Source organism: Streptomyces polyasparticus (assembly GCF_014493765.1).
In the GTDB taxonomy this organism is placed as follows: Bacteria; Actinomycetota; Actinomycetes; order Streptomycetales; family Streptomycetaceae; genus Streptomyces; species Streptomyces polyasparticus.
Genome location: NZ_JACTVJ010000011.1, coordinates 143741 through 169032, shown reverse-complemented (window position 1 = coordinate 169032; position 25292 = coordinate 143741). Strand labels below are relative to the sequence as shown.

The window sequence follows — 25292 nt, the reverse complement described above, 5'->3', positions numbered from 1 at the left end:
CGGGTCAGATGATCCCGAAGAGGATGCCGGAGAACAGCACCACCAGGGAGGTGAGCGCCGCCCACTTCACGGTGAACCGGGTGTGGTCGCCGAACTCGACCTTGGCCATGCCGACGAGCACGTACACCGCGGGCACCAGCGGGCTGGACATGTGCAGCGCCTGGCCGGCGAGGGAGGCGCGGGCGATCTCCAGCGAGGAGACCCCGTGGGCGGCGCCGGCCTCGGCGAGTACGGGCAGGACGCCGAAGTAGAAGCCGTCGTTGGACATGAAGTACGTCAGCGGGAGGCTGAGCAGTCCGGTGACCAGGCCCATGTGCGGACCCATGCCGGCGGGGATGGTGTCGACCAGCCAGCGCGCCATGCTGTCGACCATGCCCGTGCCCTGCAGCACACCGGTGAACACGGCGGCGGCGAAGACCATGCCCGAGACGTTGAGGACGTTGTCCGCGTGGGCGGCGATCCGGGCCTTCTGGTCGGGCATGTGCGGGAAGTTGACCGTGAGGGCCAGGGCCGCGCCGAGCAGGAACAGGACCGGGATGGGCAGGATCTCCATGATCATCGCGGCGAGGAGCGCGACGGTGAGACCGGCGTTGAACCAGTAGAGCTTGGGGCGCAGGGTGGGCCGGTTGGGGTCGAGGCCCTGGAAGTCGTCCTCGCTGTCGGAGGCGCCGTCGTGTGAGACGCCCGAACCCGCGCCGCCCGTCGGCTTCTTCAGCCTGTCGTCGCCACCGCCGGCGCCCACGAGCACGGTCTCCGGCTCCTGCTCCTTCACCAGGACCTCGTCCAGGGTCAGCACACCCAGGCGCTTGCGCTCGCGCAGACCGAGCACGTACGAGAGCAGGAAGACGGCGAGCAGACCGACGGCGAGCGCGGGGATCATCGGCACGAAGATCTCGGACGCGTCCAGCTTCAGGGCGGTCGCGGCGCGAGCGGTCGGGCCGCCCCAGGGCAGCGTGTTCATCACGCCGTTGGCGGTCGCGGCCACACCGGTCATCACGACCAGGCTCATGCCCAGGCGCTTGTACAGCGGGTACATCGCCGAGACCGTGATCATGAAGGTGGTCGAGCCGTCACCGTCGAGCGAGACGATCGCGGCGAGCACCGCCGTGCCGACGACGATGCGCATCGGGTCGGCCTTGCAGAAGCGCAGGATGCCCCGGACGATCGGATCGAAGAGACCGACGTCGATCATCACGCCGAAGTAGACGATCGCGAACATCAGCATCGCCGCGGTGGGCGCGAGGCTCGTGACGCCTTCGAGGACGTAGTCCCCGAGATGGGCTCCCTTCCCGACGAACACGCAGAACAGCGCGGGGATGAGGACCAGCGCCGCGATCGGCGACATCTTCTTCAGCATGATCAGGACCAGGAAGGTCGCGATCATGGCGAAGCCGAGGATGGTCAGCATATGGACACCTAACGTTCGCCCTTGAACTTCCACCGGAGGCGGTGTGATCTCCCACCAGAGGCGGCGGTCCGGACGACGTTAGGTGCCGCGAACTCGCGTTAACAAGATGTTGACGCGTGAGCAATAAGCGCAAAACTCCAGGTCACAGGCTTGCGCCGGTCGGAGCCACCTGGACGGGCAGCCCGTTGAGCACCGCCGTCCCCGAGAGCACGTCGAGCCGGGTGCCGTCGAGCAGCTGGTTGTAGTTGGCGCCGGGGGTGCGGTGGGCGACGGACATCCGGGTGCCCGGCCGGTCGTGTCCCCAGCCGTGCGGAAGGCTCACGACTCCCGTCCGTACGGTGTCGGTGATCTCCACCGGCACCTCGATCTCACCGCCGTCGCCCTTCACGCGCGCCTGCGCGCCGTCGTGGAGGCCGAGCCGCCGGGCGTCGTCGGGGTGGATCTGGAGGGTGCAGCGGTTGGTGCCGCCGGCGAGGGTGTGCACGTTGTGCATCCAGCTGTTGTTGGAGCGCAGATGGCGGCGGCCGACGAGGACGAGGCTGTCGTGCGGGCGGTCCACGGTCGCCGCGAGGCGCGGCAGCTGGCCCGCGATCGGCTCGGGCAGCAGCTCGACCTTGCCGCTGCGGGTCTTCAGGAGCTGCGGGATCCGCGGCTGCAGCGGGCCGAGGTCGATGCCGTGCGGGTGGGCGAGCAGCTTGGTGAGGGTGAGGCCCTCGGGGTGGGCGCCGAAGCCGTCGCCGTACGGGCCCAGGCGCAGCATCATGTCGAGCCGCTGCTCCACGGTGCTGTCCCCGGCGAGCTGCTCGGCGAGCTCCTTCGGATCGCGTCCGTGGACCTGGCCGTGCGGGTCCTCCACGGCCTTGCCGAGCGCGCGCTCGATGACCATCCGGTCGACAGCCTCGGCGGGCATCCCGTGCATGCCGGTCGCGGCGAGGATGAGGCGCGAGAGGATCTCGCTCTCCTGGAGCAGGCCCTCCTCCAGGGGGACGGCGGCGCGCGTGTAGCGGACCTGGTTGCGTACGGCGAGCGCGTTGAACGCGAAGTCGAAGTGGGCGCTCTGCGCGGGCGGCGGCGGGGGCAGCACGACGTCCGCGTGGCGTGAGGTCTCGTTCAGATACGGATCGACGCTGACCATGAAGTCGAGGCCGTCAAGGGCTTCGTCGAGACGGTGGCCGTCCGGCGCGGACAGGACGGGGTTGGCGGCGATGGTGATCACGGCCCGGATCCGGTCCTCGCCCGGGGTGTCGATCTCCTCGGCGAGCGCGGCGGCCGGCAGCTCGCCCTTGGCCTCCGGGTGTCCGGAGACCCGGCTCTTCCAGCGGCCGAGCGCGAAGCCCTTGCCCGGGGCGGCGGGACGAGGCGCCTTGTCGGTGGCCGAGAGCGGGAAGAGCGCACCGCCGGGCCGGTCGAGATTGCCCGTGAGCGCGTTGAGCACATCGACCAGCCAGCTGGTGACGGTGCCGAACTCGACGGTGCTGGAGCCGATCCGGCCGTAGACGGCGGCCGTCTGCGCACCGGCGAGCTCGCGGGCCACCTCGCGGATCTCGTCCGCCGCGATGTCACAGGCGGGCGCCACGGCCTCCGGGCTGAACTCGCCCAGCGCCGACCGGACTTGGTCCACCCCGTCCACGTACGCGCCGAGGTCGCCGAGCTCGACGATCCCCTCGTCGAAGAGGGTGTACGCGAGGGCCGCGAGCAGCAGGGCGTCGCTGCCCGGCCGTACGGCGAGGTGCCGCGTGGCCATCTTGGCCGTGCGGGTGCGGCGCGGGTCGACGACGGTCAGGGTGCCGCCGCGCTTCTTGAGGTCCTTGAGCTTGCCGGGGAAGTCGGCGGCGGTGCACAGACTGCCGTTGGACTCCAGGGGGTTGGCGCCGATCAGGAGCAGATGGTCGGTGTGGTCGAGATCGGGCACCGGGATGGCGAAGGGGTCGCCGAAGAGCAGTCCGCTGGAGACGTGCTTGGGCATCTGGTCGAGGGTGCTCGCCGTGAACAGCTTGCGGACCTTGAGCGAGGTCAGGAGCACGGGCGGGTACAGGCCGCCGGCCATGGTGTGCACGTTCGGGTTGCCGAGCATGACGCCGAGCGCGTCGGAGCCATGGGCCTCGATCAGCGGCCGCAGGCCTTGCGCGATCGCGTCGAACGCCTCGTCCCAGGTTGCCTCCTGGAGCCGACCGTCCTTGCGGACGAGCGGGGTGCGCAGCCGGTCGGGGTCGGCGTCGAGCTCGCCGAACGAGGCGCCCTTGGGGCAGATGAACCCCTTGCTGAACACATCGTCCTGATCTCCGCGGGCGGAAGTGACGCGGGTGCCCTCGATGGTGAGGGCCAGGCCGCAGGTGGCCTCGCAGAGGGGGCAGATGCGCAGGGCGGTACGGCGGTCGTTGGCATGGGCGTCGGACACGGGCCCTCCCGGGGCGGCGGTCGTCGGTGCGCGGTGGTCGTGCGGTCGTGGCCGCGAAAGTGGCGCGGGCGCGTACGACGCGAGCATACCGACCGGTATGCACGGTGGGGAGGGGCTGGAGCGGATCGGTCGACGTGTCAGGCCATGAATTCGACGTGTCAGGCCATGAGTCGGAGCCACCTGTCCTGGGGCGCTGCGCGGCGAGAGTGCGTGCCGGGCGCCGGGGCGCAGGCGGGGGTCAGGCGGGGGTCAGGCGGGGGTCAGAAACAGGTTCTCAGTCGAAGGTGGGGCTCAGGTACGCGTGCAGCAGTTTGCGGGTTTCCGCGATCAGGTCCTCGTCCCCCGACGGGTCGGTGCGGAAGGCGAGTTGGAGCAGCGCGTCCGTCGCCTCGACGGCCACCAGCAGGGCGCGTCGCACCTCGACGTCGAGCGGTTTGCCGAGGTGACCGGCGAGCACCTCGCCGAGGCGGCCCGCCACCTGGTGATTGGCGTCCGCACCGCCCGACGGGACGCCGAAGTCGACGAGGGCGAAGCCGGGCACGGAGCGCTTCATGGCCAGGTACTCATCAAGAGCCGCATCGACCGCCGCCCGCCAGTCCGGGGCTTCGAGCGTCTCCATACGGGTCGCGGTGCGCTCGACGTACAGGTCGAGATTGCGCAGGGCGAGGGCGTCGGCGAGGGCCCGCTTGTTGCCGAAGAAGCGGTAGACCGACCCGATCGGCACGCCCGCACGGTCCGCCACGGCGCGCGTCGTCAGACCGTCGTATCCGACCTCGTCGAGGAGCGCGGCGCATGCGTCGAGTATCCGGCCGAGCCGCTCGGCACTGCGCTCCTGCACGGGCACGCGGCGCAGGGCGCCGGCCGACTGGTCCGTAAGGGAAGGCGTCGTGGTCACGGGGTCCATGATGCAGTGCTCGCCTCTTCTGTCCGTGGGGCGGGGACCGGCTGTCTGTGGGGGGCGGGTGTCTCTGGGGTGGGGACCGGCGGCGGCTGTCTGTGGGGTGGGGACCGGGTGTCTCTGGGACGGGGACCGGCGGCGGCTGTCTGTCGGTCGGGGCGGCCCGGCGACTGCTGCCTCTTGCCCGGGGCTCGTCGGCTGCTGCCTCTTGCCCGGGGCTCGTCGGCTCAGGCGATCAGGAGCCCGAGGCCGCCCAGGGTGTACGCGATCATCAGCGCGAACAGGGGCAGTTGGCCCACGATCGCCTTCTCGGGCGGCAGCAGCCGTACGGCACGGTCGTGGGCGGCCACGACGCCGAGGACGTGTCCGGCGATGATCGCGACGACCTGGAGGGCGGCGGTACCGCCGGGGCCGAGGAGAGGTTCGGGCGGGACGGGATTGTCAGTGCCGGATGCCACGATGACTGTGCGTGGCCCTTCCGTCACGAAGAGGGTGAAGTAGTGGGCGATGAGGTAGCCGAGGGCGATCGGGATCAGTGAGTGGGCGAAGGCCGCTTGGGGGGCGGGGGGCTTGGTGGGGGTGGGCTCTGTGGCGGTGGACGTGGGCTTGGTGGGGGTGGACGTGGGCTTTGTGGGCGTGGTGCGAGAGGTGACGGTGGGGGCAACTGCAGGCGCGGGGGTGGAGCGGGTGGTGAAGGCGCGGGTCGCCAAGGCGCACAGGGAGTAGAGGGCGGCGACCAGGACGACGGCGCCGAGCAGTCCGAGTGTGGCCGTGGGGGTGCGACCCAGGGAGGAGGTCTGGAGAGTGGTGATCCAGGACGGGGAGTCCGAGTAGCCGTCATAGGCGGTGGAGCCGAGCATCACGCACACAGTGGCGACGAGCCCCGGGACGGGCGGGGTCGCGTCGAGACCGTGAAAGGGGTTGCGGAGCACGAGGCGTCCGTCGCGGCGGCGGCCCAGCGGGGAGAGGCGGGCGAACAGGGTCGAGTACGCCTCGAAGGCATCCCCCTGCGCGAACCAACGCGCTCCGAACCGGGCCGCGGCGGCGAGGTGGACGGCGGCGTAGGTGAGGAGGAAGACGAGCAGGGCGATGCGGGAGGCCGGGTCGGGGGAGGCGAGTTCGAGCCAGGTGTACGCGAAGAGGCCGGCCGCGGCGGGCCACATGCCGAGCCGCTGCGGGAGCGGGCGCCCGGCCGCCGGGTTGCGCTTCAGCGCGCGGCAGCCGGCGGCATGCAGGGTGCGCAGCGGGTTGAGCAGCCGCCAGACCGGGCCGAACAGGAGGGAGGCGGGGACGAGCCCGACCCAGAACAGGACGTGCACGGCGCCGGGGGCCGGATTGCGTTCCGCGTCGTCGGGTCCGAAGAGGAGGTGGGCGAGGACGAACAGGGCGGCGGCCAGGCCGAGTACGCGCAGGGCGAGGCGGGTGGCGCGGGCGTCGGCCGCGCGCTGGAAGGGGCGGGGCAGCGCGAGACCGGAGCGGTCTCCGCGGAAACGGGAGGTGGACCAGAGCAGACCGAGCGCGAGGAAGGAGACGAGCAGCGCGGCGAAGGCTCCGGCGTAGGCGTAGAAGGGGGAGAGGGGGAGGTCGTGCTGGGAGCCGATGCCGTGGGCGAGTTCGGCGAAGGGTGAGGTGTCGGGGACGGGGGTGGCCAAGGGTGAGGTGCCCGGGTCGAGTTCGGCCAAGAGTGAGGTACCCGGGTCGAGTTCGGCCAAGAGTGAGGTACCCGGGTCGAGTTCGGCCAAGGGTGAGGTGTCCTGGTCGAGAGTGGTCGGGGGCAACGCGTCCGAGCCGAGACCGGTCGCGGGCAAGGTGTCCGGGCCGAGAGCGGTCGTGGGCAGGGTGTGCGGGTCCTGGGCCGGTACGCGGCCGTGGGCGAGGGGCACCGCCCGTCACCGCACCACGAGTTGGGTCAGGACGAGACCTGAGCCGTGGGTCTCGACCTCGAAGAGGCCGGTGCGGTCCAGGGCGAGCGTCAGCGTGCCCGCGCGGCCCGCCGGGAGGTCGGCCTCCTTGTCGTAGCCGTGGACGTGGAGGGTGTCCGCTCGGTCGCTGGTCACCGAGAGGCGGATGCGCTGGCCCTTCTTCAACTCGATGCGCCCGGGCGGAGGTTGAACCTCATCGCCGTCGACGGTGATCGTCACGGTGCGGTCGACGCTGCCCTCGTCCGGGTCGCCCGAGCCACCGGAGCTGCCCGAGCTTCCGGACCCGCCCGAGCCACCCGTCCCGTCCGAGCCACCCGAGCCACCCGCCTCATGATCGTGCCCGTCCCCGTCGTCGTGCCCGCTCGCCTTCCCCGTCTGCGCCAGTTCGGCCGTCGCCTCGACCGGCTTCCCGTCGACCGCCCAGGCGGTGTGGTCGTCCGCGTACAGGCGGGCGGTCAGCGTGTGGCCGCCCTCGGGGACGGCGGATGCGGGAAGGTGGTACCACTCGCCGTAGACCCGGGCGAGCTTGCGCCCGTCCAGATACAGATGGGCGTGGCCGCGCCCCGGCAGCGCTCCCCCGCCCACACTGTCGGGTGTGAACCGGAACTCCCGTACGGAGAGCTGGATGTTCCAGCCGTCCACGGAGTCCGGGCGCACGGCCAGCTCGACGGAGGGTGCGCCTTGGGCGGCCACCTGCCGGAGGCGGTGCCCCGACTCGTCCTTCCGGTCGAGCAGCCGCCCGGCCGTACCGCTCGCCTCCTCGTGGCTGGTGCCCGGCTTGTGGTGCGTGGTCGGCCGGTCGCTGCAGCCCGCCGCGACGACGGTCAGCAGCAGCACCACGGCGAGCGCCCGCCCACCCCGCCGAGCACCGATGCCTCGGGCAGCCAGTGGGGTCTGGGGCACCCACGCGGCCTGGGGAACCCGTGCAGCCTGGGGAACCCACGCGGCCTGGGGAACCCACGCGGCCTGGGGCACCCATGCGGCTTGCGGCACCCGTGGGGCCTGGGGCACCCATGCGGCTTGCGGCACCCGTGGGGCCTGGGGCACCCATGCGGCTTGCGGCACCCGTGCAGCCTGAGACACCCATGCGGCCCGTGGCACCCGTGCCGCTTGTGGTACCCGTGCAGCCCGCGGGACCCGCAGGGCCCGGGCCCCCGACCGGCCACCGGTCGCCCCGCGCCCCCGGAGGAATCCCCTCACGCCCGTACCTCTTCCTCGTCCACCGTCGACGGCGGTTCCTCCTCCTCGGCGGCCGCCGGGGTCTCCCCCTTGCGCGAGGCGGCCACGGCGACCGCCCACACGACCCACACCACCCCGAGCAGTCCACGGATCCAGGCCGGACCCAGCGGGATCCACGGCAGCATCACCACGGCCTTGTCGAAGGCGTCGAGGAGGGTGAGGACTCCGAGGGCCACCGTGACCCAGCCGAACCACGGCCGCTCCGCGCGCAGCACCCAGCCCGCACCGACCCACCAGGCGCCCGTCAACAGCAGTGCCAGGGCGGGCAGATACCCGGACTCGAAACTCTTCGTCGCCCCCGCCACATCGAGCACGAGCCCCACGAGGCCCGCCGCGCAGGCCACCGTCGCCCAGCGGTGCGTCCGCAGCCGGCGCCACCACAGCACTCCCCCGACGAGCGCAAGAACGACGGCGATGCCGAGCGCGAGCTGCACCTCGACGCGCTCGAGCCCCGTAGCCCCGTACCAGTCGCAGCCCGCGGGCAGCCGCGCCGCCCGCGCGTCGTAGTCGGCGCACACCAACAGCGCGGCCAGCTTGGACGGTTCGCCCGCGAGCCGGTCCGCACCGCCGGATACATCGCCTCGCGAAGACCCGCACTCAGGCAGCGCCCGCGGCGTCGACGCCCCCGCCGAGCCCTGCCAGCAGTTGCCCTCGCCCTGACCGTCCCACCACACGTCGGTGGCGTTCGGCCGGGACTTGCCCTGCTTGTCGACGCCGAGCTTGTTGCCCGCGTACCGGTTGTGGTGCGAGGTGTCCGCCTGCTTGGACCAGGCCGACTCCCCGCGGATGAAGGCGGGCACGGCGCTCAGGAAGAAGGCGGCACGGTCGTGCCCGTACACCCAGTTGTTCTCGTACAGGTTCCAGTTGCCGCCGGCGGTGATGATCCCGGTGCCGGGCGGCATGGAGATCTGCGGGCAGACCACCCCGTCCTCGTAGCCGCGGTCGACCGGGGCCTTCGCGCAGGTCCCGTCGGCGATGTACTTGTAGTAGTCCGCGTTGTTGTCGTGGATGTCGTTGCGCTCGAACCGGGCGTGGTTCTGCGGCAGTCCGGGGTGTCCGGGGAAGGCGGAGTCCATCGAGGCGCCGCCCATGTTGTGGTCGAACTCGTTGTCGTGCACATAGACGGAGTCACCCGCGGTGCCGCTGTAGCCGACCATGTTGTGGTGGCTGCGGCAGCCGGTGATCTCGATGGAGTAGCGCGGGACGTCGTAGCCGCGGCCGTTGTTGATGTCGGAGGCGCTGCCCGGGTAGATGCCGGAGTCGCCGTTGCCGTACGACTCGCAGTTCTTGTAGAGGCCGTGGTCGCTGGCGAAGGTCAGGAAGCCGTACTCGTCGTTCCAGCGGGTCAGGACGTCGTCGATGACGAAGCCGTCGCCGGCCAGGACGTACAGCGAGTTGAACGTGGTGCGCTGGGCGGTGAAGTTGCGGAAGTAGATGCCGTCACTCTCGTCCGCGCGGATCGCGTTCAGCTTGGAGTACTTGGCGTCGATCACCACGTCGAGCCGTGAGGCGCCCGTGCCCTCGATCTGCAGATCCTTCTTGCCGAGGATCGCGACGAGGTTCTGGTTGTGCGGGCACTGCTTCTGCTGCGCGAACGACAGGATCTGGTAGCCGAGCGCGGAGTCCTTGGCCTTGAGCTTGGTGCACTCCCCCGTGGGCTTCGGCTGCGAGGGCTCCTCCTCGTACAGGCCGGGCAGGATCGCGATGTTCATGCCGGGCCTGTCGACGGCGTCCACCGCCTCCTGCAGATGCCGGAATCCCTTGTCCTGGCAGCGCGCGAAGAGGTCGAGGTTCTTCTTGCGCAGCGCGGCGGGGAAGCCGGATATCCGGCGCTCGAAGTCCGCCCGGTCCGTCTTGCAGACGATGAGGTCCGGCGGTCCGTCGCGGTAGGCGGGCACGCTGCCCGAACCGTCCGGGAACGTCACCGGCCGCTCCTCGTGCGCCTGGGCGCCGGGAGCTATGAGGAGCGTCGCGCACAGCGCGACGAGGACGGCAAGGAGCCTTCGGGTCCATGGCATGCGCGAGAGAGTAGAGGATTGTTCACCTTTTCGGATCCCCTCCGGCGGCAACTTTCTCAGCCACTCCTGCCGGGGCCCCGTTGACGCCCGCCCCCGGGAATCCTACGGTTGACCATAGGATTCCTTAAGGCACCGGGAGCGCCACCATGAACGGCATCGAGCAGGCGAGGAAGACGGCCCAGGAGCTCACGTATCTCACCGGCTTCGGCAATGAGCACAGCTCCGAGGCGGTGCCGGGTGCGCTGCCCATCGGGCGCAACTCACCGCAGCGCGCACCGCTCGGTCTGTATGCGGAGCAGCTCAGCGGCAGCGCGTTCACCGAGCCCAGGGCGCACAACCGCCGCTCCTGGCTCTACCGCATCCACCCCTCGGCCCAGCACCCCGCCTTCACGCGGACCGACAACGGCGGGATCCGCACGGCACCTTTCACGGACACCGCCCCCGACCCCAACCGGCTGCGCTGGAACCCGCTGCCCGACCCGGCGCCCGGCACCGACTTCGTCGCGGGCCTGTGGACGCTCGGCGGCAACGGTGACGCCACCCAGCGCACCGGTATGGCGGTGCACCTCTACCACGCCAACTCCCCCATGCAGCGGCGGGTGTTCAGCAGCGCCGACGGAGAACTGCTCATCGTTCCCGAACAGGGCGGCCTGCTCATCCGCACCGAGTTCGGTCTGCTGCACGCCGAGCCTGGCCATGTCGCCCTGGTACCGCGCGGGGTCCGCTTCCGCGTGGAGCCCCTCGCCGATGCCGTACGGGGATACGTCTGCGAGAACTACGGCGCCCCGTTCCAGCTCCCCGACCTCGGCCCGATCGGCGCCAACGGCCTGGCCAACGCCCGTGACTTCCAGGCGCCGACGGCCGCGTACGAGGACGTCGAGGGCCCTGTCGAGGTGCTCAACAAGTACTGCGGCAACCTCTGGACCGCCACGTACGACCACTCGCCGCTCGATGTCGTCGCCTGGCACGGCAATTACGTCCCGTACGTCTACGACCTGCGCCGTTTCAATGTCATCGGCACGATCTCCTACGACCACCCGGACCCGTCCATCTTCACGGTGCTCACCTCGCCCACGGACACCCCGGGACTCGCGGGCGTGGACTTCGTGGTCTTCGCGCCGCGCTGGCTGGTGGGCGAGGACACCTTCCGGCCGCCGTACTTCCACCGCAATGTGATGAGCGAGTACATGGGCCTCATCGAGGGCGCGTACGACGCGAAGGCGGAAGGGTTCGTGCCGGGCGGCGGTTCGCTGCACAACATGATGTCCGCGCACGGGCCCGACCGGGAGACCTTCGAGAAGGCCTCGGCGGCGGAGCTCAAGCCGCAGAAGATCGATGACGGGCTTGCGTTCATGTTCGAGACACGGTGGCCGGTGACGCTCACCGAGCAGGCGCGGGACGCGGACCATCTGCAGACGTCCTACGACGATGTGTGGCAGGGTCTCGAACGGCACTTCAGGCCGTAGGGCAACGCTGACCCGTCAGAAGGGCCCCAAGCCGCACGGCAGTTCAGGCCGTGCCCAGCCGTAGCCGCGACCGGATCGGAGTAGCCAGTGACCGCTTTCGCGCCCGACTCGATCGTCCTGAACCGCAAGCTGCCGCTGTGGTATCAGGTCTCGCAGTCCTTGCGGGCCTCGATACTGGGCCGTTCCCCGGAGGCGCCGCTGCGCCTGCCGACCGAGGAGCAGCTCGCCCTGCACTACGGGGTGAGCGTGCTGACCATGCGGCAGGCGCTCAAGGAGCTCGAGGACGAGGGGCTGATCAGCAGGCACCGGCGGCGCGGCACGTTCATCGAGCCGAGCGCCACGCGCAGTGCGCCGGTGCGGCTGCTCGGTTCGGTGGACGCGATCGTGGCGCAGCAGTCGGGGATGACCACCCGGCTGCTCGACCACGGCAAGGCGCCCGTGGACAGCGAACTGGCGGAGTTCTTCCCGGAGTTCACCGAGGTGGCCACGTACCACCGGCTGCGCAGCGACGAGTCGACGGGTGAACCGACGAATCACGCGCGCAATTTCGTGCGCCCCGAACTGGCCGAGCGGATCGATCCGGACGATCTGCAGCGCTGGCCGATGACCAAGGTCCTGCGGGACGGCGTGGGCGTGCAGATCAGCCGGATCACGGACACGGTCGAGGCCCGCCTCGCCGACCCGGAGACGGCCCGGCTGCTCGAAGTCCCGCTGCTCAGCCCGATCCTGCACTACACGGGCGTGACCTTCGACGAGGAGGGCTGCGCCCTGGACGTGGCACGGATCCTGTACCGGGGCGACCGGTTCTCGTTCACGGTGACGCTGGACGCCCACTAGACGGCCGGGCCGCGCCGGGTAGCGCGTGAGTACGATGCTGACCGTGACGCAAGAAGAAGCGCCGCTACTCAAGGACCTCATGCCCTGGTCCGTCGCGCCCCTGCGGATCGGGCGCGACTGGCCGTTGGCGCCCGATTCCCCGTCGCTGAAGGCGCGTTGGGATGCGTTCGTACGGGCCGAAGGGGCCGCGCGCGAGGCGCTGTTCAGGCCGAGCAGAGCGCGCACCCTGCGCACCGCCGTCGCCCAGCTCCCCGGCCACCCCGCCGGCACCGGTCCCCTCGCTTCCGCCTCGGGCCCGTGCGCCGAGCCCGTACGGATCCTGCACGGACCGTTCGACGAGCAGTGGCTGATAGCCGACCACCGCCTGATCGACGTGGCACGGCCCGAGCTGTGGCGGGTCGCCGGACCCGAGCAGCTCTTCCTCGTCGAGCAGGGATACGTGCCCGAAGGCAGCGGACCCGCGCTGCTGGCCACCGCCCTGATCCCGGACGGCCGTTCACCGGCCGGCCGCCCCGGCCGCATCCTGCCGCTCTACCGCAGGCCCGGCGGCAGGGAGCCCAACCTCGCCCCCGGCCTCGCCGACTTCCTGCAGCGCACGTACGGCCGGGAGATCCCCGCCGAGCACCTTCTGACCTGGGCCCTGGCCGCGGCCCGCCCCGGCCCCGAGGGCGTCCGTGTCCCGCTGCCCGCGGACCCGGACATCTGGGCCCACGGCGTCGAGCTCGGCCACCGGATCCTGTGGCTGCACCTGCGCACCGGCGAACGCCCCAAGCTGCCGGGCGGCCGCCGCCCCTACGTCCGCGCCGCGCTTCCGGCGAACCCCACGGAGCTGCTCTACGACCGCGACGAGGAGACCCTGCACATCGGCGACGGCCGGATCGCGCCCGTGCCGGCCGAGGCCTGGGACTTCCACGTCAGCGGTGTCCGGGTCCTCGAGCTGTGGTTCGCGCGACGCACCCAGCTCGCGGAGCCAGGCGAGCTGGGTGCGATCGGGCCGCGCGCCTGGCCGCAGGAACGCACCTCGGAGCTGCTCGAACTGATCACGATCCTCGCCCTGCTCGCAGAACTGCGCTCCCGACAGGAGGAGTTGACGGCCGCTGCGGAGGCCGATCCGCTCGGCACGAAGGCGCTGCGCCGCGCCGGTGTACTGCCGGTCCCCGAGGCCTCCCGCCGTCCCGCCTCCGTCCTGGATCACCACGAGGAGGGTCCTGGGGGCCAGTTCGCCCTGCTGTGAGGGGCGCGGGGCCTGTGGGGCACAGTGGACGCATGACGACGTACGCGACCATGCCGTACCACCTGGAGACCGAGCGGCTGATCCTGCGGCCGTGGCAGGAGTCCGACGCCGAGGAGCTGCGGGACCTCGTCGGCGAGCGTCCGAACGCCAAGACCCTCACCGTGCAGTCCGTACGGGACGACATCGAGGAGATGCTCGACGCGACCCGCACCACGGGGATCGCGCTCCTTGCCATCGAGCGCCGTGTGGAGGGCGACTTCATCGGCTACTGCGGGCTGATCGTCGGCCGGTCCACCCTGGAGGAGCCCGAGATCGCCTACGAGCTGTTCCAGCGCGTGCATGGCAACGGCTACGCCACGGAGGCGGCCCGCGCGGTGCTCGAAGCGGCGGCCGTGACCGGCCGGGAGCGGCTGTGGTCCACCATCGGCACCTGGAACGGCCCGTCGCTGCGCGTCGTGGAGAAGCTCGGCTTCCACCGGGACCGCGTGGTCACGGAGGAGAAGGCCGGCGAAGTCGCCTGGTACACCCGCTCGTTGGGCTGAGCACCCCGCGCGAGCCGTACGATCGGGCGCATGTCGATCACTTCGCCGATACCCGTCCTGCGCGCCGCCGACGGGACCCAGCTGCGCCTGGACGGGGACGCGCTGCTGCTGCACCGGAAGACCGAAGAGCTCCGGATCCCCCTCGCGGCGATCGCACGCCTCCACATTGAGGGCCGCTCCCTGGCCGTCGGACTCACCGCAGCGGCGGGCGCGGTGCCGGTCGTGCACCGCGTCGAGGACGTGAGCGAAGCGGCCGCAAAACTGTTCGCCGAAGCGGTCGACGCGCTCCTGCCCGAGCCCCGCGACGGGACCGATGGCTCGGCGCTCGTCACCGTCCGCGCGATCACCGAGTCCCCGCGGGAGAAGGACAGGCGCCGACGCAGGATCCTGACCGCGGTGATCGCCTTCGTGTGCCTGGTGCTGGCCGTGGCCGTCGGGCTGCACGGCGAGTGGTCCCTCGTGCCCGCGATCGTGCTGGTCGGGCCTGTCGGCGGGTTCCTGACCGTGGTGGGGGCCGACTTGGCGCGTCTGGAGTACCTCGCCTGGCAGCTGCCCCGGCACGGCGTCACCGTCGAGGCCGGACAGGCCGGGGAGACCCGCATCCTCGGCGGGGCGTTCCGGGTCTTCGTGTACACCGATCTGCACGGAGTGCACCGCAGCGTGTACGACCGGAGCAGATCCGCGACGCTCCAGGTCGCCTACCGTCCCGACCGGCCGGACATCGTGACCGTGTGCACCTCGCGGGCCGCCCGGGTACGCGGCGCGGGTGCCGCCCTGGCCGTTCTCTTCTTCGGCCTCCTGGTCACCGCGGCCACGGTCACGGTCGCGGTGGGCGCCTTCCTCGGCTGGTATCCCGAGTACTGAGACCTGGCGGCGCCCGGCGGCTCACGGAGCCGCGGGCTCGCCCCTGTACAGCCGCCCCCGCGCCACCAGTTCGAGCACTACGGCCACCGCCACCGCCTGTACGGCGAGCAGCGCGATCAGGACGAACAGCTGGACCGCGCCCGCCTGGACGGGCGAGGCGCCCCCGAGCAGCATGCCGACGAAGGCGCCGGGGAGCGTGACCAGGCCGACCGTACGGGTCTGGTCGAGGCCGGGCAGCAGGGCGTCGGAGGCCGCCGGGCGGGCGACTTCGAGGCGGGCGTCGGCCACCAGCATGCCGAGCGCCATACCGGCCTCGACCTCGCCGCGGCGGGTGTGGAGTTCGTCGAGGGCGCGCCGGCCGCCTAGCACCGTGGCGGTGAGGGCGCCGCCGATGAGGATGCCCGTGATGGGGATCAGCGTGATGCCCTTGAGCGGTACGAGCCCGGTGACCAGCAGGGCCACGACCACGGGGACGACACCGGCCGCGATGGGGGCGGCGGCCCACCACCACGTCGCGTTGTCGGTGATACGGCGGCCCGCGGTGCGGACCGCCACCGAGAACATCAGGAGCACGAAGGCCAGGAGCAGCGGTACGGACCGCACCACCCAGCCGATGAGCAGCGAGACGACGGCCAGTTGGACCGTCGCCCGCACCCCGGCCACGGCGATCTCCCGTGCCCGGCTCGCGCTGTCGTCCGGGGAGAGCCGGGCGTACGCGGCCACCGCCACGGCCACCACGAGCAGGACGGCGAGCAGGACGCCGAGCGTGGTGTCGACGGGCAGAAGGGCGGAGGCGGCGGACTCGGACACGTGAGTCACCCTAAGAGAGGGGTGCCCCGGCTGTTGCGCACATCCGATCCGCCGCCGGCGCCTTCTGCCACCGGCTACATCTGTCGCCGGCTACTTCTGCGGCCCGCTACTTCTGCGGCGCGAGCTCCGGCCCCAGCGAGGCGAACGTCTCCTGCGAGACCACCCGCTTCGGCGGCCAGGTGATGTTGGACGGCGGCCACTTCTGGCCGGTGCGCTTGAGGAACCAGGACGGCGGTTCGTACATCGGCGGCTCGTATCCCTCGGGCAGGGCCGTCCTCCACTCGACTCCCTTGGTGCGCTCGGCGAACTCGTCCTTGACCGCCTTGAGCCGCTCCGGCTGCGTGACCAGGTCGACCGCGGTCGCCGCCAGGTACTTGGCCGCAGCGATGACCGCGGCCTGGCCGGGCGCCGCTGCCGCGCACGCGGCCGTGGACCAGGTGTGCATCTTCGTGCCGACCGGGGCGAGGGCGGCGCCCATCGAGACGGTGGGCACGTTCCAGCTGATGTCGGCGACATCGGTGGAACCGCCGCCCATGAACACCGGGTTGGGCGGGGTGAGGGGGGCTATCTCGGCGTGCATGCCCTTGGCGGGCAGGCCGAGGGACTCCTGGAGCTCCTTGGCCAGTTTGTGGGCGTCCGCACCGAACGCGGGCGGCCCGATCTGCTGCATGTTGTCGTGCAGCAGTTCGGCGAAGGCCTTGTTGGGCAGCTGGTTCCAGCAGGCCGAGGTGATCTTGTGCTGCACCTTGGTCTGCGAGGCCTTCGCGGCCGCCTCGGCCACCGCGATCACCTTGTCGAGCAGCACCTGGACCCGTGCGGGACTCCCCTCCCGTACGTAATAGGAGATCTCGGCGATCTCCGGGGTGACGTTGGGGATGTCGCCGCCGTTGTTGATCACCCAGTGCAGCCGGCCGCTGGGGGCGAGGTTCTCCTCGCGCAGGAACTCCGACATCGTCGCCATCATCACGGCCGCGTCGAGTGCGGACTTGTTGCCGAGCGGAGTGCCGCCGTGGCCCGCGACACCGAGGAAGGTGAAGGTGACCGCGGTCATCGCCGTGGTGGTGCCCCATCCGGTGGCGTTGGCGGTCGAGGGGTGCCAGTCGAGGAAGGCGTCGAGGCCCTCGTAGACGCCCTTGCTGACCGCGTACGTCTTGCCGATCAGGGTCTCCTCGGCCGTCGAGCCGAAGAACTTCACCGTGACCGGCACCTTCTGCTCCCGTGCGGCCCGGGCGAGCGCCGCCGCGGCGGCCGCGGCCGCCGTGCCGAGCGCACTGTGCCCGCAGCCGTGGCCGGGGCCATAGCCCGGCGCGAAGGGGTCGTGGACGTACTCCAGGGGGTCGTGGTGGCCGACGCCCTTCTTCTGCGAGAGCCCGGGCAGTGCGTCGTACTCGCCGCTGAAGCCGAGCACCGGGCCGCCCTTGCCCTGCCGGAAGGTGGCGGTGAACGCCGTCGGGAAGCCCGCGGTGCCGAACTCGACCTCGAATCCGGCCCGTTCGAGGAACTCGGCCTGGGCGAGCGAGGACTTCCACTCGCGCAGCGACAGCTCGGCGTTCTCCCAGATCTCGGAGTTGAGCCCGGTGATCCGGGAGGCGTTGCCCTCGATCCAGCCGAGCGCCGCGCGCTTGGCGGGACTGTCCTCGGCGAGGCCTTCGGGCGCGGTGTACGCGGCGCCTTCCGCGGCCTCTTCCGCCGCGGTGTCCGCGGCCGCCGCCATCGCCGGGTCGGCCTCCGCGGTCATCGCCGCGGCCGTCACGCCCGCGGCCCCGAGCAGCTGCATGATCCGTCTGCGGCCGAGTACGGGCTGCCCCTCTCCGGCGAGAGTCTGGTGTTCATGCTGGTCGTGCAGGTCACACACGCGTACCTCCGAGGGGGGACGAGGATGGGTGTAACAGGCAACTGATCAGCTAGGACCATGGACCCGAAAGGTTGCTTCGTCAACATCCCCGGATGACAAAGGTGTTACGCGGGGTTCAGGATCAGCCCCATGTTCTCCGCATCGTCACCTTCGGCCGGCCCTCTGCCCCTCGACGGCATCACCGTCGTAGCCGTCGAGCAGGCCGTCGCCGCTCCCTTCGCCACCCGTCAGCTGGCCGATCTGGGCGCCCGCGTGATCAAGGTCGAGCGCCCGGACGGCGGCGATTTCGCCCGCGGCTACGACACCGCCGCGCGCGGTCTCGCCTCGCATTTCGTCTGGGCCAACCGCAGCAAGGAGTCCCTCGCCGTGGACCTCAAGGACCCGCGCGGCCTCGCCGTCGTACGTCAACTCGTCGCGGAATCAGATGTGTTCGTGCAGAACCTCGCCCAGGGCGCGGCGGCCCGCCTCGGCCTGGACGCGGCGGCCCTGTGCGCCGCGCACCCCCGGCTGATCGCGGTGGACATCTCGGGATACGGCGCCGGCGGCCCGTACGCCGACAAGCGCGCGTACGACATGCTCGTGCAGTGCGAGGCCGGTCTCGTCTCGGTGACCGGCACCCCGGAGCAGCCGGTCAAGTCGGGGATTCCGGCGGCGGACATCGCGGCCGGCATGTACGCGTTCTCGGGGGTGCTCGCGGCGCTCGTACGGCGCGGCACCACGGGGCGCGGCGGTGCGGTGGAGATCTCGATGCTGGAGGCGCTCGCGGAGTGGATGGGGCATCCGCTGCACCACACGATGCACGACGGCACTCCCCCTGCGCGGACGGGCCTCGCGCACGCCGTCATCGCCCCGTACGACGCCTATACGACGGCGGACGGCGCCCGCGTGCTCCTGTCGGTGCAGAACGACCGGGAGTGGCGGCGGCTGGCCGAACAGGTCCTGGAGCGAACGGAGTTGGGCACCGACCCACAATTCGCGACGAACGCCGAACGGACCGCACGCCGCGGCGCGACGGACGCCCTCGTGGGCGAGGCCCTGGGGAAGCTGACGGCGGATGAGGCGGTCGCGCGGCTCGAAGCGGCCGGGATCGCCTGTGCGCGGCTGCGCGATCTGTCCGAGGTGGCCGGGCATCCGCAGCTCGCGGCGCGGGGGCGCTGGCGGGAGATGGGATCGCCGGCGGGGCCGCTGCGGACCCTGCTGCCGCCGATCACACTGCCGGGGACGGAGCCCAGGCTGGGGAATGTGCCCGCGCTCGGGGAGCACACCGAGGCGCTGCTGCGTGCCGTGGGGATGTCGGACGCCGAAATCGCAGCATTGCGCCGGGAGGGTGTGATCGCCTGAGCGCGGGCCTGTTCACGAGCCCGCGGGCCCGTGCAGAACGGTGACCTGTCGACTGCCCGCCGGCTCCATGGCCGTCGAGGAGCCGGCCGCTCGCCGGCTCAGTGGCCGCCGAAGAGCGAGCGGGTCAGCCTGCGCAGCGGCGCGAACAACGAGACCCGGCGCACCCGGGCGCCCCTGCTCGTGCGCTCGCGCGGCACCTCACGCGAGGTGAGCTCGCGCATCAGCGACGTCGCCTCGGCCACTTCGCGCTGCGGGACGGCAGGGCCGCCCAGCACGGCGAGATGGCGGTCGAGGCGCGAGCTGGTCGCGCTGCCCCCACACGTGATGGCAGGGACTCGCGCCCTGCTGCGCACTGTTATCTGTTCCATGTCACTCCCCACCCATACGAGGGCACCCGGCCCGGGCAGGTTAACCCTATCGCCCTCCCATGACACTCGTGTATCCCGGTCGCATGATTCACCTGCCCGATAAGGGGGTTGACGATTACTTACCGAATACGGTTGATTCCAGGGCGAGTTGGACCAGGGGCCGACCGGTGGGCGAGGGGGATCCGCCGTCGGGTTCCGCGGTCACGGCCAGGGCTCCGCCAGGACCGCCCAGATCCCTTGCCACCAGGGGCTCTTCGCCGTTCAGCAGGCCCAGTGACCGGGGTTTTCCCGCTCCCGCGAGCCACAATTGGTGATCCTTGCCACTCGGTGGATCTTGAAGTCCGGTGACGGTCACTACCGCCCTGCGGAGGTTCGGTGAGGAGACCACGACGACCGTGCTCCCGTCCGGAAACCGTTCACCCGTCGCACGGGAATCCGGCGCCGCGAGTACCTGTGCGATCGCACGGGCCTGCGCCTGCTCCCGGTCCAGACGCTCCTGTGTGCGAGACAGCTGTACACCCAGGAGCGCGGCGGCGATCAGGGCGAGCGTCGCCGCGGCGGCCGCGACGGGGACCAGGCGCGGAGCGCGCCTCGCGCCGGCCGGTCGCGGCACGGTCTCCTGTGCGGTGATGCGTACGGCGGTCAGCACACGCTCCCGCATCCCTGCCGGCGCCGTGCCGGAGGCGGCGCGGGCCAGCCGCAGTGTGTCCGTCTGGAGGGCGCGCACCTGATCGCGGCAGCGGGCACAGCGCGACAGATGCCGCTCGAACCGGTGCAGTTCGCGTCCGTCGAGGGCGTCGAGGGCGTAGGGGCCCGCCAAGGAGTGCGGCCGTAAGGGAAGGTTCACGCCGCTCCCCCGCCCAGGCAGTCGCGCAGCCGCATCAGACCGTCGCGCATCCGGGTCTTCACCGTGCCCAGTGGCACGGACAGGCGGTGGGCGACCTCCCGGTACGTATAGCCGTCGTAGTACGCGAGCGTCACCGACTGGCGCTGCAGGGCGGTGAGGCGGTCCAGGCAACGGCGCACCCACTCGCGTTCCAGACCGGCCTCGACCTCCTCGGCGACCTGGTCGAACGGGGGCGTCTGCGCACGGCGCGCGACCCGCTCCTCTCGGTCGCTCGCGGCGCGTGCGGAGCGGACCCGGTCCACGGCGCGGCGGTGCGCGAGCGTCAGGATCCAGGCGAGGGCGCTGCCCCGCTCGGGGTCGAAACGTCCGGCGCCGCGCCACAGTTCGAGCAGCACCTCCTGGGCCACCTCCTCGGACTGCGCCGGGTCGCGCAGGACCCGCCGCACCAGGCCGTAGACCTGTCCCGACACCAGGCCGTACAGATCCTCGAACGCCCCCTGGTCGCCGTCCGCCACCCGCGGCAGCAGTTCGTCCGCCCCCATGCGGGCCCTTCCTTGCGTCCTCGTCACCGTGACTCCCCCCGTTGTCGTCCGTCGCCCTGATTCGTCACAGGGCGCGGAACGGATGGCTTCGGCACCGAGGGCTTTGTGACTTTGCGGCTCAGTGGCTTTGTGGCTTTGTCACGGATCCGTACCGGGCCAATCCGCCGCGCACCGGGCCCCGAATGGCCTCCGACGGAACGCCCCGTGCCGGCCGGCGCGGGGCCAGACCAAGAGGACGGACGCGATGACAGCACTCACCGGGAGTCTGCCGGGGCGCAAAGGCCTGGCCGCTCTGCTCTGTGGTGCGTTGGCGGCCGGGGGACTCGCGGCCGCCGGTGTGAGCCTGCTCGAACCGAGCCGGGCCAGCGCCTCGAGCCACCGCGAGGCGCCGCTGATCTCGGGGCAGCCCGAGTACGACAACACGGACGTGTACGCGTTCGTGAGCCCCGACAAGCCGGACACCACCACGCTCGTGGCGAACTGGGTGCCGTTCGAGGAGCCCGCGGGCGGCCCGAACTTCTACCCGTTCCCCGAGGACGGCCGCTACGACATCCACATAGACAGCGACGGCGACGCCCAGGGCGATCTGCTGTACCGCTGGACCTTCAAGACCAAGATCAGGAACGGCAACACGTTCCTGTACAACACCGGCCCGGTGACGTCTCTCGACGACCCCGACCTGAATGTGAACCAGACGTACGACATCGACGTCCTGAAGCTGGACAAGCAGCGCATCGTGTCGACGACGAAGATCGCCGACGATCTGCCGATCGCGCCCTCGCACGTCGGCAAGGCCTCGATGCCCGACTACAAGAAGCTGCGCGACCAGGCGGCCCGGCAGCTCGGCGACGGCTCCACTTCGTACGTGGGCCAGGCGGACGACCCGTTCTTCCTGGATCTGAGGGTCTTCGACCTGCTCTACGGCGGTGACCTGTCCGAGGTCGGCCGGGACACGCTCAAGGGCTACAACGTCAACACCGTGGCCCTGCAGGTGCCGACCGCGAAGCTCGTGCAGTCCAAGAAGCAGCCGGTGATCTCGGTGTGGTCGACGACCAGCCGCAAGAACGCGAGCGGCAAGTGGACCCAGGTGTCCCGGCTCGGGATGCCGCTGGTCAACGAGGTGGTCGTGCCGCGCAAGGACAAGGACAAGTTCAACGCGTCCTCGCCCTGGAACGACGCGGACTTCCTGCCGTACGTCACCAAGCCCGAACTGCCCAAGCTGATCGAGGCGATCTACAAGATCAAGGCGCCGGCCGAGCCCCGCAAGGACCTGGTGTCGGTGTTCCTCACCGGGGTCAAGGGCCTCAACATGCCGCCCAACGTCCGTCCCGCGGAGGCCCTGCGCCTCAACACCTCGATCCCGCCGTCCGCCGACCCCAAGCGGCTCGGGGTGCTCGACGGGGACAACGCGGGCTACCCCAACGGACGCCGGCTCGCCGACGACGTGGTGGACATCTCGCTGCAGGTCGTCGAGGGCGAACTGGTCGGCCAGAAGAACGATCTGGGCGACGCGGTCGACGCCAACGACATGAAGTTCGGCGACACCTTCCCGTACGTGGCGCTGCCCACCTCGGGTTCGCGAGGCGACACCGCCGATCAGGGCGCCGGCAGCTCACCGCGCAACGCCCTCAACGGCGGTACGGCACCGGCCGGTTCGGCCACCGAGGACGACTCGGCGCTGCTCATCGGCTCGGCCGCGGCGGCCGGCGCGGGCGTCCTGCTCATCGGGCTCGGGCTCACCTGGTGGCGGATGCGCCGCCGGGTGATCTGACCCCTCCCTACCGGCGTGGCCCGCTCGTGCTCCCCCCGAGCGGGTCACGCCCACCACTTTCCTTCTCCTCTTTCCTCCTCCTCGAAAGGACGGCCATGGCGGCCAGCAGGCTCGGCAAGTCGTTAGGCGCGGTGGTCGTCCTGGCCGTCGCGCTGACGGTCGGTTCACTGACCGCGGGTCCATCGGATCCCGCGCCGCCGCCGGCCCGGACCGCGGTGGCGGATCCCGCACGGCTCGGCGGTGCGGATCTGGACCGCGCGGTGGCATCGCTGCAGACCCAACTGCACACACAGCCGAAGGACTTCGGATCCTGGGCGGCGCTCGGCACGGCGTATGTGGAGCAGGCCCGCCTCAAGGGCGACCCGTCCCGCTATCCGCTCGCCCAGCGGGCCCTGGCCCGGTCCCTCGACCTGCGGCCCGGCTACGACGCGGCCCTCGCCGGCCAGGCCGCGCTGGCTGCGGCCCGCCATGACTTCGAGGACGCCTTACGTCTCGTACGGTCGGCGCTGACCGCGAACCCGTACAACGAACGCGCGCTGGCCCTGCGCATCGACGCCCTCGTCGAACTCGGCCGTGACGACGAGGCCTGGTCGGCGGCCCGGCAGGCGGACGCTCGCCGCCCCGGCATCCCGGTCTTCACGCGCTACGCCTACGTCCTCGAACTGCGCGGCGACACGAAGCAGGCCCGCTCGGTCCTGACCCGCGCCCTCGCCTCGGCATCCTCGCCCGCGGACCGCGCGTACGTGGCGACCGAACTGGGGCAACTGGCCCGCCGTCAGGGCGACTACAAGGCGGCCCTGGCCCACTACGGAACAGCTCTGCAGGCTGCGCCCGCATACCTCCCCGCCCTGGAGGGCCGGGCACGCGCCTCGGCCGCGAGCGGTCGCACGGACGCGGCGATACGGGACCTGCGCGAGGTCGTCCGCAAGGCTCCGCTCCCGGGTTCCCTGGTGATGCTGGGCGAGTTGTACGAGGTCACGGGGCGCACCGACGCGGCCCGTGAGCAGTACGCCCTGGTCGACGCCTGGGTCGCCCTGGCCCGCGCGAACGGCGTCGCCACCGACCTGGAGGTGGCCCTCGCGGGCGCGGACCACGGCGACAGGAAGGCAGCCCTGACGGCAGCCCGCGCCGAATGGGACCACCGCGAGACGGTCCACACGGCGGACGCCCTGGCCTGGGCCCTGCACGCCAACGGCCGCTCCCAGGAAGCCCTTCCGTATGCACGACGCGCGACGGCGACGGGCTTCAAGGACGCGTCCTTCCTCTACCACCGAGGCGCGATCGAGGCCGCGACCGACAGGGACGCGATGGCCCGGCGCTCCCTGTCGGCCGCTTTGGAGCTGGACCCGGGGTTCTCGCCCACGGGCGCACGGGACGCGCGGGAGCTGCTCGCGCGGGTGGGGGGTGCGAAATGAGGGTGCGACGCAAACTGACCGCCGTCGGCGCCCTTCTGGCCGCCGTCCTCGCGCTGCTTCTCCTCCCGGCCCAAGGCGCGGTGGCCCACCCCCTGGGCAACTTCACGGTCAGCACGTACGACGGAATCGTGCTCGCACCCGGACAGGTGCGAGTCGACCACCTTCAGGACCTCGCCGAGATCCCCGCCACCCAGGAGCAGAAGAACATCGAGCGGGCTGGGAAAGCGAGTTGGGCCCGGCAGCGATGCCGTGAGGCCGTGGACAGCAGGCGGTTGGAAGTCGACGGCCGGGGCGTGGAGCTCGCTCTCACGAAGAGCGGCGTCGAGGTGCGGCCCGGCCAGGCCGGGCTCGACACCCTGCGCGTCGAGTGCCGGTTCACCGCGCCGCTCCCCCGGGATCGCGCGGTGAACCTGACCTACCGCACCGGACAGGCGGACACCCCCGCCTGGCGCGAGATCACCGCGCGCGGCGACCGTATGACGCTCAAGTCCCCGGACGTGCGCGCCACTTCGCCGTCCGAGCGCCTCACCACGTATCCCCAGCGCCTGCTCGACTCCCCGCCCGAGCAGACCGAGGCCACCGTCCGGGCCGTGCCCGGCGGCTCCGCGCTCGCCGACAAGGAACAGGAGCCGCCCGCCGCCTCGGTCCTGCCGCGCGGCGCCGACCGCTGGACGCAGGCCCTCACCGACCTCGTCGCCCGCCACGACCTCACCGCCGGTTTCGCCGCGCTCGCCCTGGCCATCGCCCTCGGTCTCGGCGCCCTGCACGCGCTGGCACCCGGTCACGGCAAGACCCTGATGGCCGCCACGGCCGCGGCGGGCGGCCACCGTTCCCTGCGCCAAGTCCTCGCCCTCGGCGCCTCCGTGACCGTGACGCACACGCTCGGGGTGTTCGCGCTCGGGGCGCTCGTGGCCACCGGCTCCGCGGCCGGCCCTTCGGTGGTCTCCTGGCTGGGAGTCGTCAGCGGAGTCCTGGTGACCGCCGCCGGCGCCCTGCTCCTGCGCCGGGCCTGGCGCCGCCGCGCCACACGGGCCCACGCGCGCGGACACCACCACGGTCACGGGCACCACCACGACCACGGCCACGGCGACTCACACAGCCATGGCCACACCCACACCCACCCCCCGACCCTCCGCCTGCGCACCACCCTCTTCCTCGGCTTCGCCGGCGGGCTCGCCCCCAGCCCCTCCGCCGTCGTCGTCCTGGTCGGTGCCGCCGCCCTGGGACAGGTGTGGTTCGGACTGCTGCTCGTTCTCGCGTACGGGATGGGTCTGGCCCTCACGTTGAGCGCCGCGGGCCTTCTCGTCGTACGAGTGGGAGGCAGCGCAGTCGAACGGCTGGGGAAGCGGAACCGATCCCGGCGGGCAGGGCGTCTCACGGCCGTCGCACACCGCACAGCCCCCTTCACAAGCGCCTTGGTGGTCCTCGCCCTCGGGAGTGGATTGCTGCTCAAGGGGGCGGCAACTGCGCTTGGTTGAGATAGTTTGGTACGGATTGGCTCGGCTGCGGATGGGGGG

The 25292-nt window shown here is 71.5% G+C and carries 20 protein-coding genes; 9 read left to right on the top strand and 11 right to left on the bottom strand.

From position 1 onward, the window contains the following. Positions 1-4 precede the first annotated feature (4 nt). From H9Y04_RS22810 to H9Y04_RS22785, 6 genes are all read right to left on the bottom strand, one after another. Positions 5-1408 carry a CitMHS family transporter gene (locus tag H9Y04_RS22810; RefSeq protein ID WP_187815844.1) on the bottom strand — a complete coding sequence of 468 codons (1404 nt, stop codon included), beginning with the start codon at positions 1406-1408 and terminating at the stop codon, positions 5-7. A gap of 142 nt (positions 1409-1550) precedes the next feature. Then, the gene (locus tag H9Y04_RS22805; RefSeq protein ID WP_438818134.1) at positions 1551-3806 is read right to left on the bottom strand and encodes a molybdopterin oxidoreductase family protein; all 2256 of its coding nucleotides are present in this window, start codon (positions 3804-3806) and stop codon (positions 1551-1553) included. A gap of 274 nt (positions 3807-4080) precedes the next feature. Beyond that, complete coding sequence (locus H9Y04_RS22800; RefSeq protein WP_187815842.1) at positions 4081-4710, bottom strand: TetR/AcrR family transcriptional regulator; 630 nt, start codon at positions 4708-4710, stop codon at positions 4081-4083. Positions 4711-4931: 221 nt separating this feature from the next. Continuing rightward, the gene (locus H9Y04_RS22795; RefSeq protein WP_187816166.1) at positions 4932-6356 is read right to left on the bottom strand and encodes a hypothetical protein; all 1425 of its coding nucleotides are present in this window, start codon (positions 6354-6356) and stop codon (positions 4932-4934) included. Positions 6357-6593: 237 nt separating this feature from the next. After that, a complete protein-coding gene (locus H9Y04_RS22790) occupies positions 6594-7529 on the bottom strand; it encodes a cupredoxin domain-containing protein (protein ID WP_438818133.1) in 936 nt (311 codons plus the stop codon). Between the two features lie 293 nt (positions 7530-7822). Continuing rightward, entirely contained in the window at positions 7823-9883 is a 2061-nt protein-coding gene (locus tag H9Y04_RS22785) for a right-handed parallel beta-helix repeat-containing protein (RefSeq protein ID WP_187815841.1), read from the bottom strand. Positions 9884-10029: 146 nt separating this feature from the next. On the opposite strand from H9Y04_RS22785, the gene hmgA reads away from it, so the two are divergent. From hmgA to H9Y04_RS22760, 5 genes are all read left to right on the top strand, one after another. Further along, positions 10030-11349 (top strand): homogentisate 1,2-dioxygenase, encoded by a 1320-nt coding sequence (gene hmgA / locus H9Y04_RS22780; protein WP_187815840.1) that lies wholly within the window; start codon positions 10030-10032, stop codon positions 11347-11349. An 87-nt stretch (positions 11350-11436) separates the two neighbouring features. After that, entirely contained in the window at positions 11437-12186 is a 750-nt protein-coding gene (locus H9Y04_RS22775; RefSeq protein ID WP_187815839.1) for a GntR family transcriptional regulator, read from the top strand. Positions 12187-12220: 34 nt separating this feature from the next. Further along, positions 12221-13420: a type ISP restriction/modification enzyme gene (locus H9Y04_RS22770; RefSeq protein ID WP_187816164.1), complete on the top strand. Its 1200-nt coding sequence runs from the start codon at positions 12221-12223 to the stop codon at positions 13418-13420. A 32-nt stretch (positions 13421-13452) separates the two neighbouring features. Further along, on the top strand, positions 13453-13962 hold the full coding sequence (locus H9Y04_RS22765) for a GNAT family N-acetyltransferase (protein WP_187815838.1): 510 nt from the start codon (positions 13453-13455) through the stop codon (positions 13960-13962). Positions 13963-13992: 30 nt separating this feature from the next. Then, positions 13993-14826: a hypothetical protein gene (locus tag H9Y04_RS22760; protein ID WP_187815837.1), complete on the top strand. Its 834-nt coding sequence runs from the start codon at positions 13993-13995 to the stop codon at positions 14824-14826. Positions 14827-14847: 21 nt separating this feature from the next. Here H9Y04_RS22760 and H9Y04_RS22755 read toward each other — a convergent pair whose 3' ends face one another. Together H9Y04_RS22755 and H9Y04_RS22750 are read right to left on the bottom strand one after the other, a co-directional pair. After that, positions 14848-15636 carry an ABC transporter permease gene (locus tag H9Y04_RS22755; protein WP_187815836.1) on the bottom strand — a complete coding sequence of 263 codons (789 nt, stop codon included), beginning with the start codon at positions 15634-15636 and terminating at the stop codon, positions 14848-14850. Positions 15637-15742: 106 nt separating this feature from the next. Next, on the bottom strand, positions 15743-17491 hold the full coding sequence (locus H9Y04_RS22750; RefSeq protein ID WP_308801070.1) for an amidohydrolase: 1749 nt from the start codon (positions 17489-17491) through the stop codon (positions 15743-15745). A 129-nt stretch (positions 17492-17620) separates the two neighbouring features. Between H9Y04_RS22750 and H9Y04_RS22745 the strand changes: the two genes are divergently transcribed. Beyond that, positions 17621-18832, top strand: a complete 1212-nt coding sequence (locus H9Y04_RS22745; protein WP_187815835.1) for a CaiB/BaiF CoA transferase family protein — start codon at positions 17621-17623, stop codon at positions 18830-18832. Between the two features lie 98 nt (positions 18833-18930). Here H9Y04_RS22745 and H9Y04_RS22740 read toward each other — a convergent pair whose 3' ends face one another. The 3 genes from H9Y04_RS22740 to H9Y04_RS22730 all read right to left on the bottom strand — a co-directional run bounded on the left by H9Y04_RS22740 (position 18931) and on the right by H9Y04_RS22730 (position 20589). Continuing rightward, on the bottom strand, positions 18931-19200 hold the full coding sequence (locus H9Y04_RS22740; RefSeq protein ID WP_187815834.1) for a hypothetical protein: 270 nt from the start codon (positions 19198-19200) through the stop codon (positions 18931-18933). 115 nt (positions 19201-19315) lie between these two features. After that, positions 19316-20047 (bottom strand): anti-sigma factor, encoded by a 732-nt coding sequence (locus H9Y04_RS22735; RefSeq protein ID WP_187815833.1) that lies wholly within the window; start codon positions 20045-20047, stop codon positions 19316-19318. Continuing rightward, entirely contained in the window at positions 20044-20589 is a 546-nt protein-coding gene (locus H9Y04_RS22730; protein ID WP_187815832.1) for a sigma-70 family RNA polymerase sigma factor, read from the bottom strand. The genes H9Y04_RS22735 and H9Y04_RS22730 overlap by 4 nt, the downstream gene beginning before the upstream one ends. Before the next feature lie 244 nt (positions 20590-20833). On the opposite strand from H9Y04_RS22730, the gene H9Y04_RS22725 reads away from it, so the two are divergent. From H9Y04_RS22725 to H9Y04_RS22715, 3 genes are all read left to right on the top strand, one after another. Beyond that, the gene (locus tag H9Y04_RS22725) at positions 20834-22360 is read left to right on the top strand and encodes a DUF4331 domain-containing protein (protein ID WP_187815831.1); all 1527 of its coding nucleotides are present in this window, start codon (positions 20834-20836) and stop codon (positions 22358-22360) included. 95 nt (positions 22361-22455) lie between these two features. Next, positions 22456-23775: a tetratricopeptide repeat protein gene (locus tag H9Y04_RS22720; RefSeq protein ID WP_187815830.1), complete on the top strand. Its 1320-nt coding sequence runs from the start codon at positions 22456-22458 to the stop codon at positions 23773-23775. After that, the gene (locus H9Y04_RS22715; protein WP_187815829.1) at positions 23772-25253 is read left to right on the top strand and encodes a nickel transporter; all 1482 of its coding nucleotides are present in this window, start codon (positions 23772-23774) and stop codon (positions 25251-25253) included. The genes H9Y04_RS22720 and H9Y04_RS22715 overlap by 4 nt, the downstream gene beginning before the upstream one ends. The last annotated feature ends 39 nt before the right edge of the window (positions 25254-25292 follow it).

What these genes read in the sequence shown, in the direction of transcription:
- H9Y04_RS22785 (WP_187815841.1), bottom strand. Translation starts at nt 9,883, where the DNA reads ATGCCATGGACCCGAAGGCTCCTTGCCGTCCTCGTCGCGCTGTGCGCG.
- H9Y04_RS22800 (WP_187815842.1), bottom strand. Translation starts at nt 4,710, where the DNA reads ATGGACCCCGTGACCACGACGCCTTCCCTTACGGACCAGTCGGCCGGC.
- H9Y04_RS22760 (WP_187815837.1), top strand. Translation starts at nt 13,993, where the DNA reads ATGTCGATCACTTCGCCGATACCCGTCCTGCGCGCCGCCGACGGGACC.
- H9Y04_RS22745 (WP_187815835.1), top strand. Translation starts at nt 17,621, where the DNA reads ATGTTCTCCGCATCGTCACCTTCGGCCGGCCCTCTGCCCCTCGACGGC.
- hmgA (WP_187815840.1), top strand. Translation starts at nt 10,030, where the DNA reads ATGAACGGCATCGAGCAGGCGAGGAAGACGGCCCAGGAGCTCACGTAT.
- H9Y04_RS22765 (WP_187815838.1), top strand. Translation starts at nt 13,453, where the DNA reads ATGACGACGTACGCGACCATGCCGTACCACCTGGAGACCGAGCGGCTG.
- H9Y04_RS22810 (WP_187815844.1), bottom strand. Translation starts at nt 1,408, where the DNA reads ATGCTGACCATCCTCGGCTTCGCCATGATCGCGACCTTCCTGGTCCTG.
- H9Y04_RS22740 (WP_187815834.1), bottom strand. Translation starts at nt 19,200, where the DNA reads ATGGAACAGATAACAGTGCGCAGCAGGGCGCGAGTCCCTGCCATCACG.
- H9Y04_RS22725 (WP_187815831.1), top strand. Translation starts at nt 20,834, where the DNA reads ATGACAGCACTCACCGGGAGTCTGCCGGGGCGCAAAGGCCTGGCCGCT.
- H9Y04_RS22720 (WP_187815830.1), top strand. Translation starts at nt 22,456, where the DNA reads ATGGCGGCCAGCAGGCTCGGCAAGTCGTTAGGCGCGGTGGTCGTCCTG.
- H9Y04_RS22730 (WP_187815832.1), bottom strand. Translation starts at nt 20,589, where the DNA reads ATGGGGGCGGACGAACTGCTGCCGCGGGTGGCGGACGGCGACCAGGGG.
- H9Y04_RS22770 (WP_187816164.1), top strand. Translation starts at nt 12,221, where the DNA reads ATGCTGACCGTGACGCAAGAAGAAGCGCCGCTACTCAAGGACCTCATG.
- H9Y04_RS22715 (WP_187815829.1), top strand. Translation starts at nt 23,772, where the DNA reads ATGAGGGTGCGACGCAAACTGACCGCCGTCGGCGCCCTTCTGGCCGCC.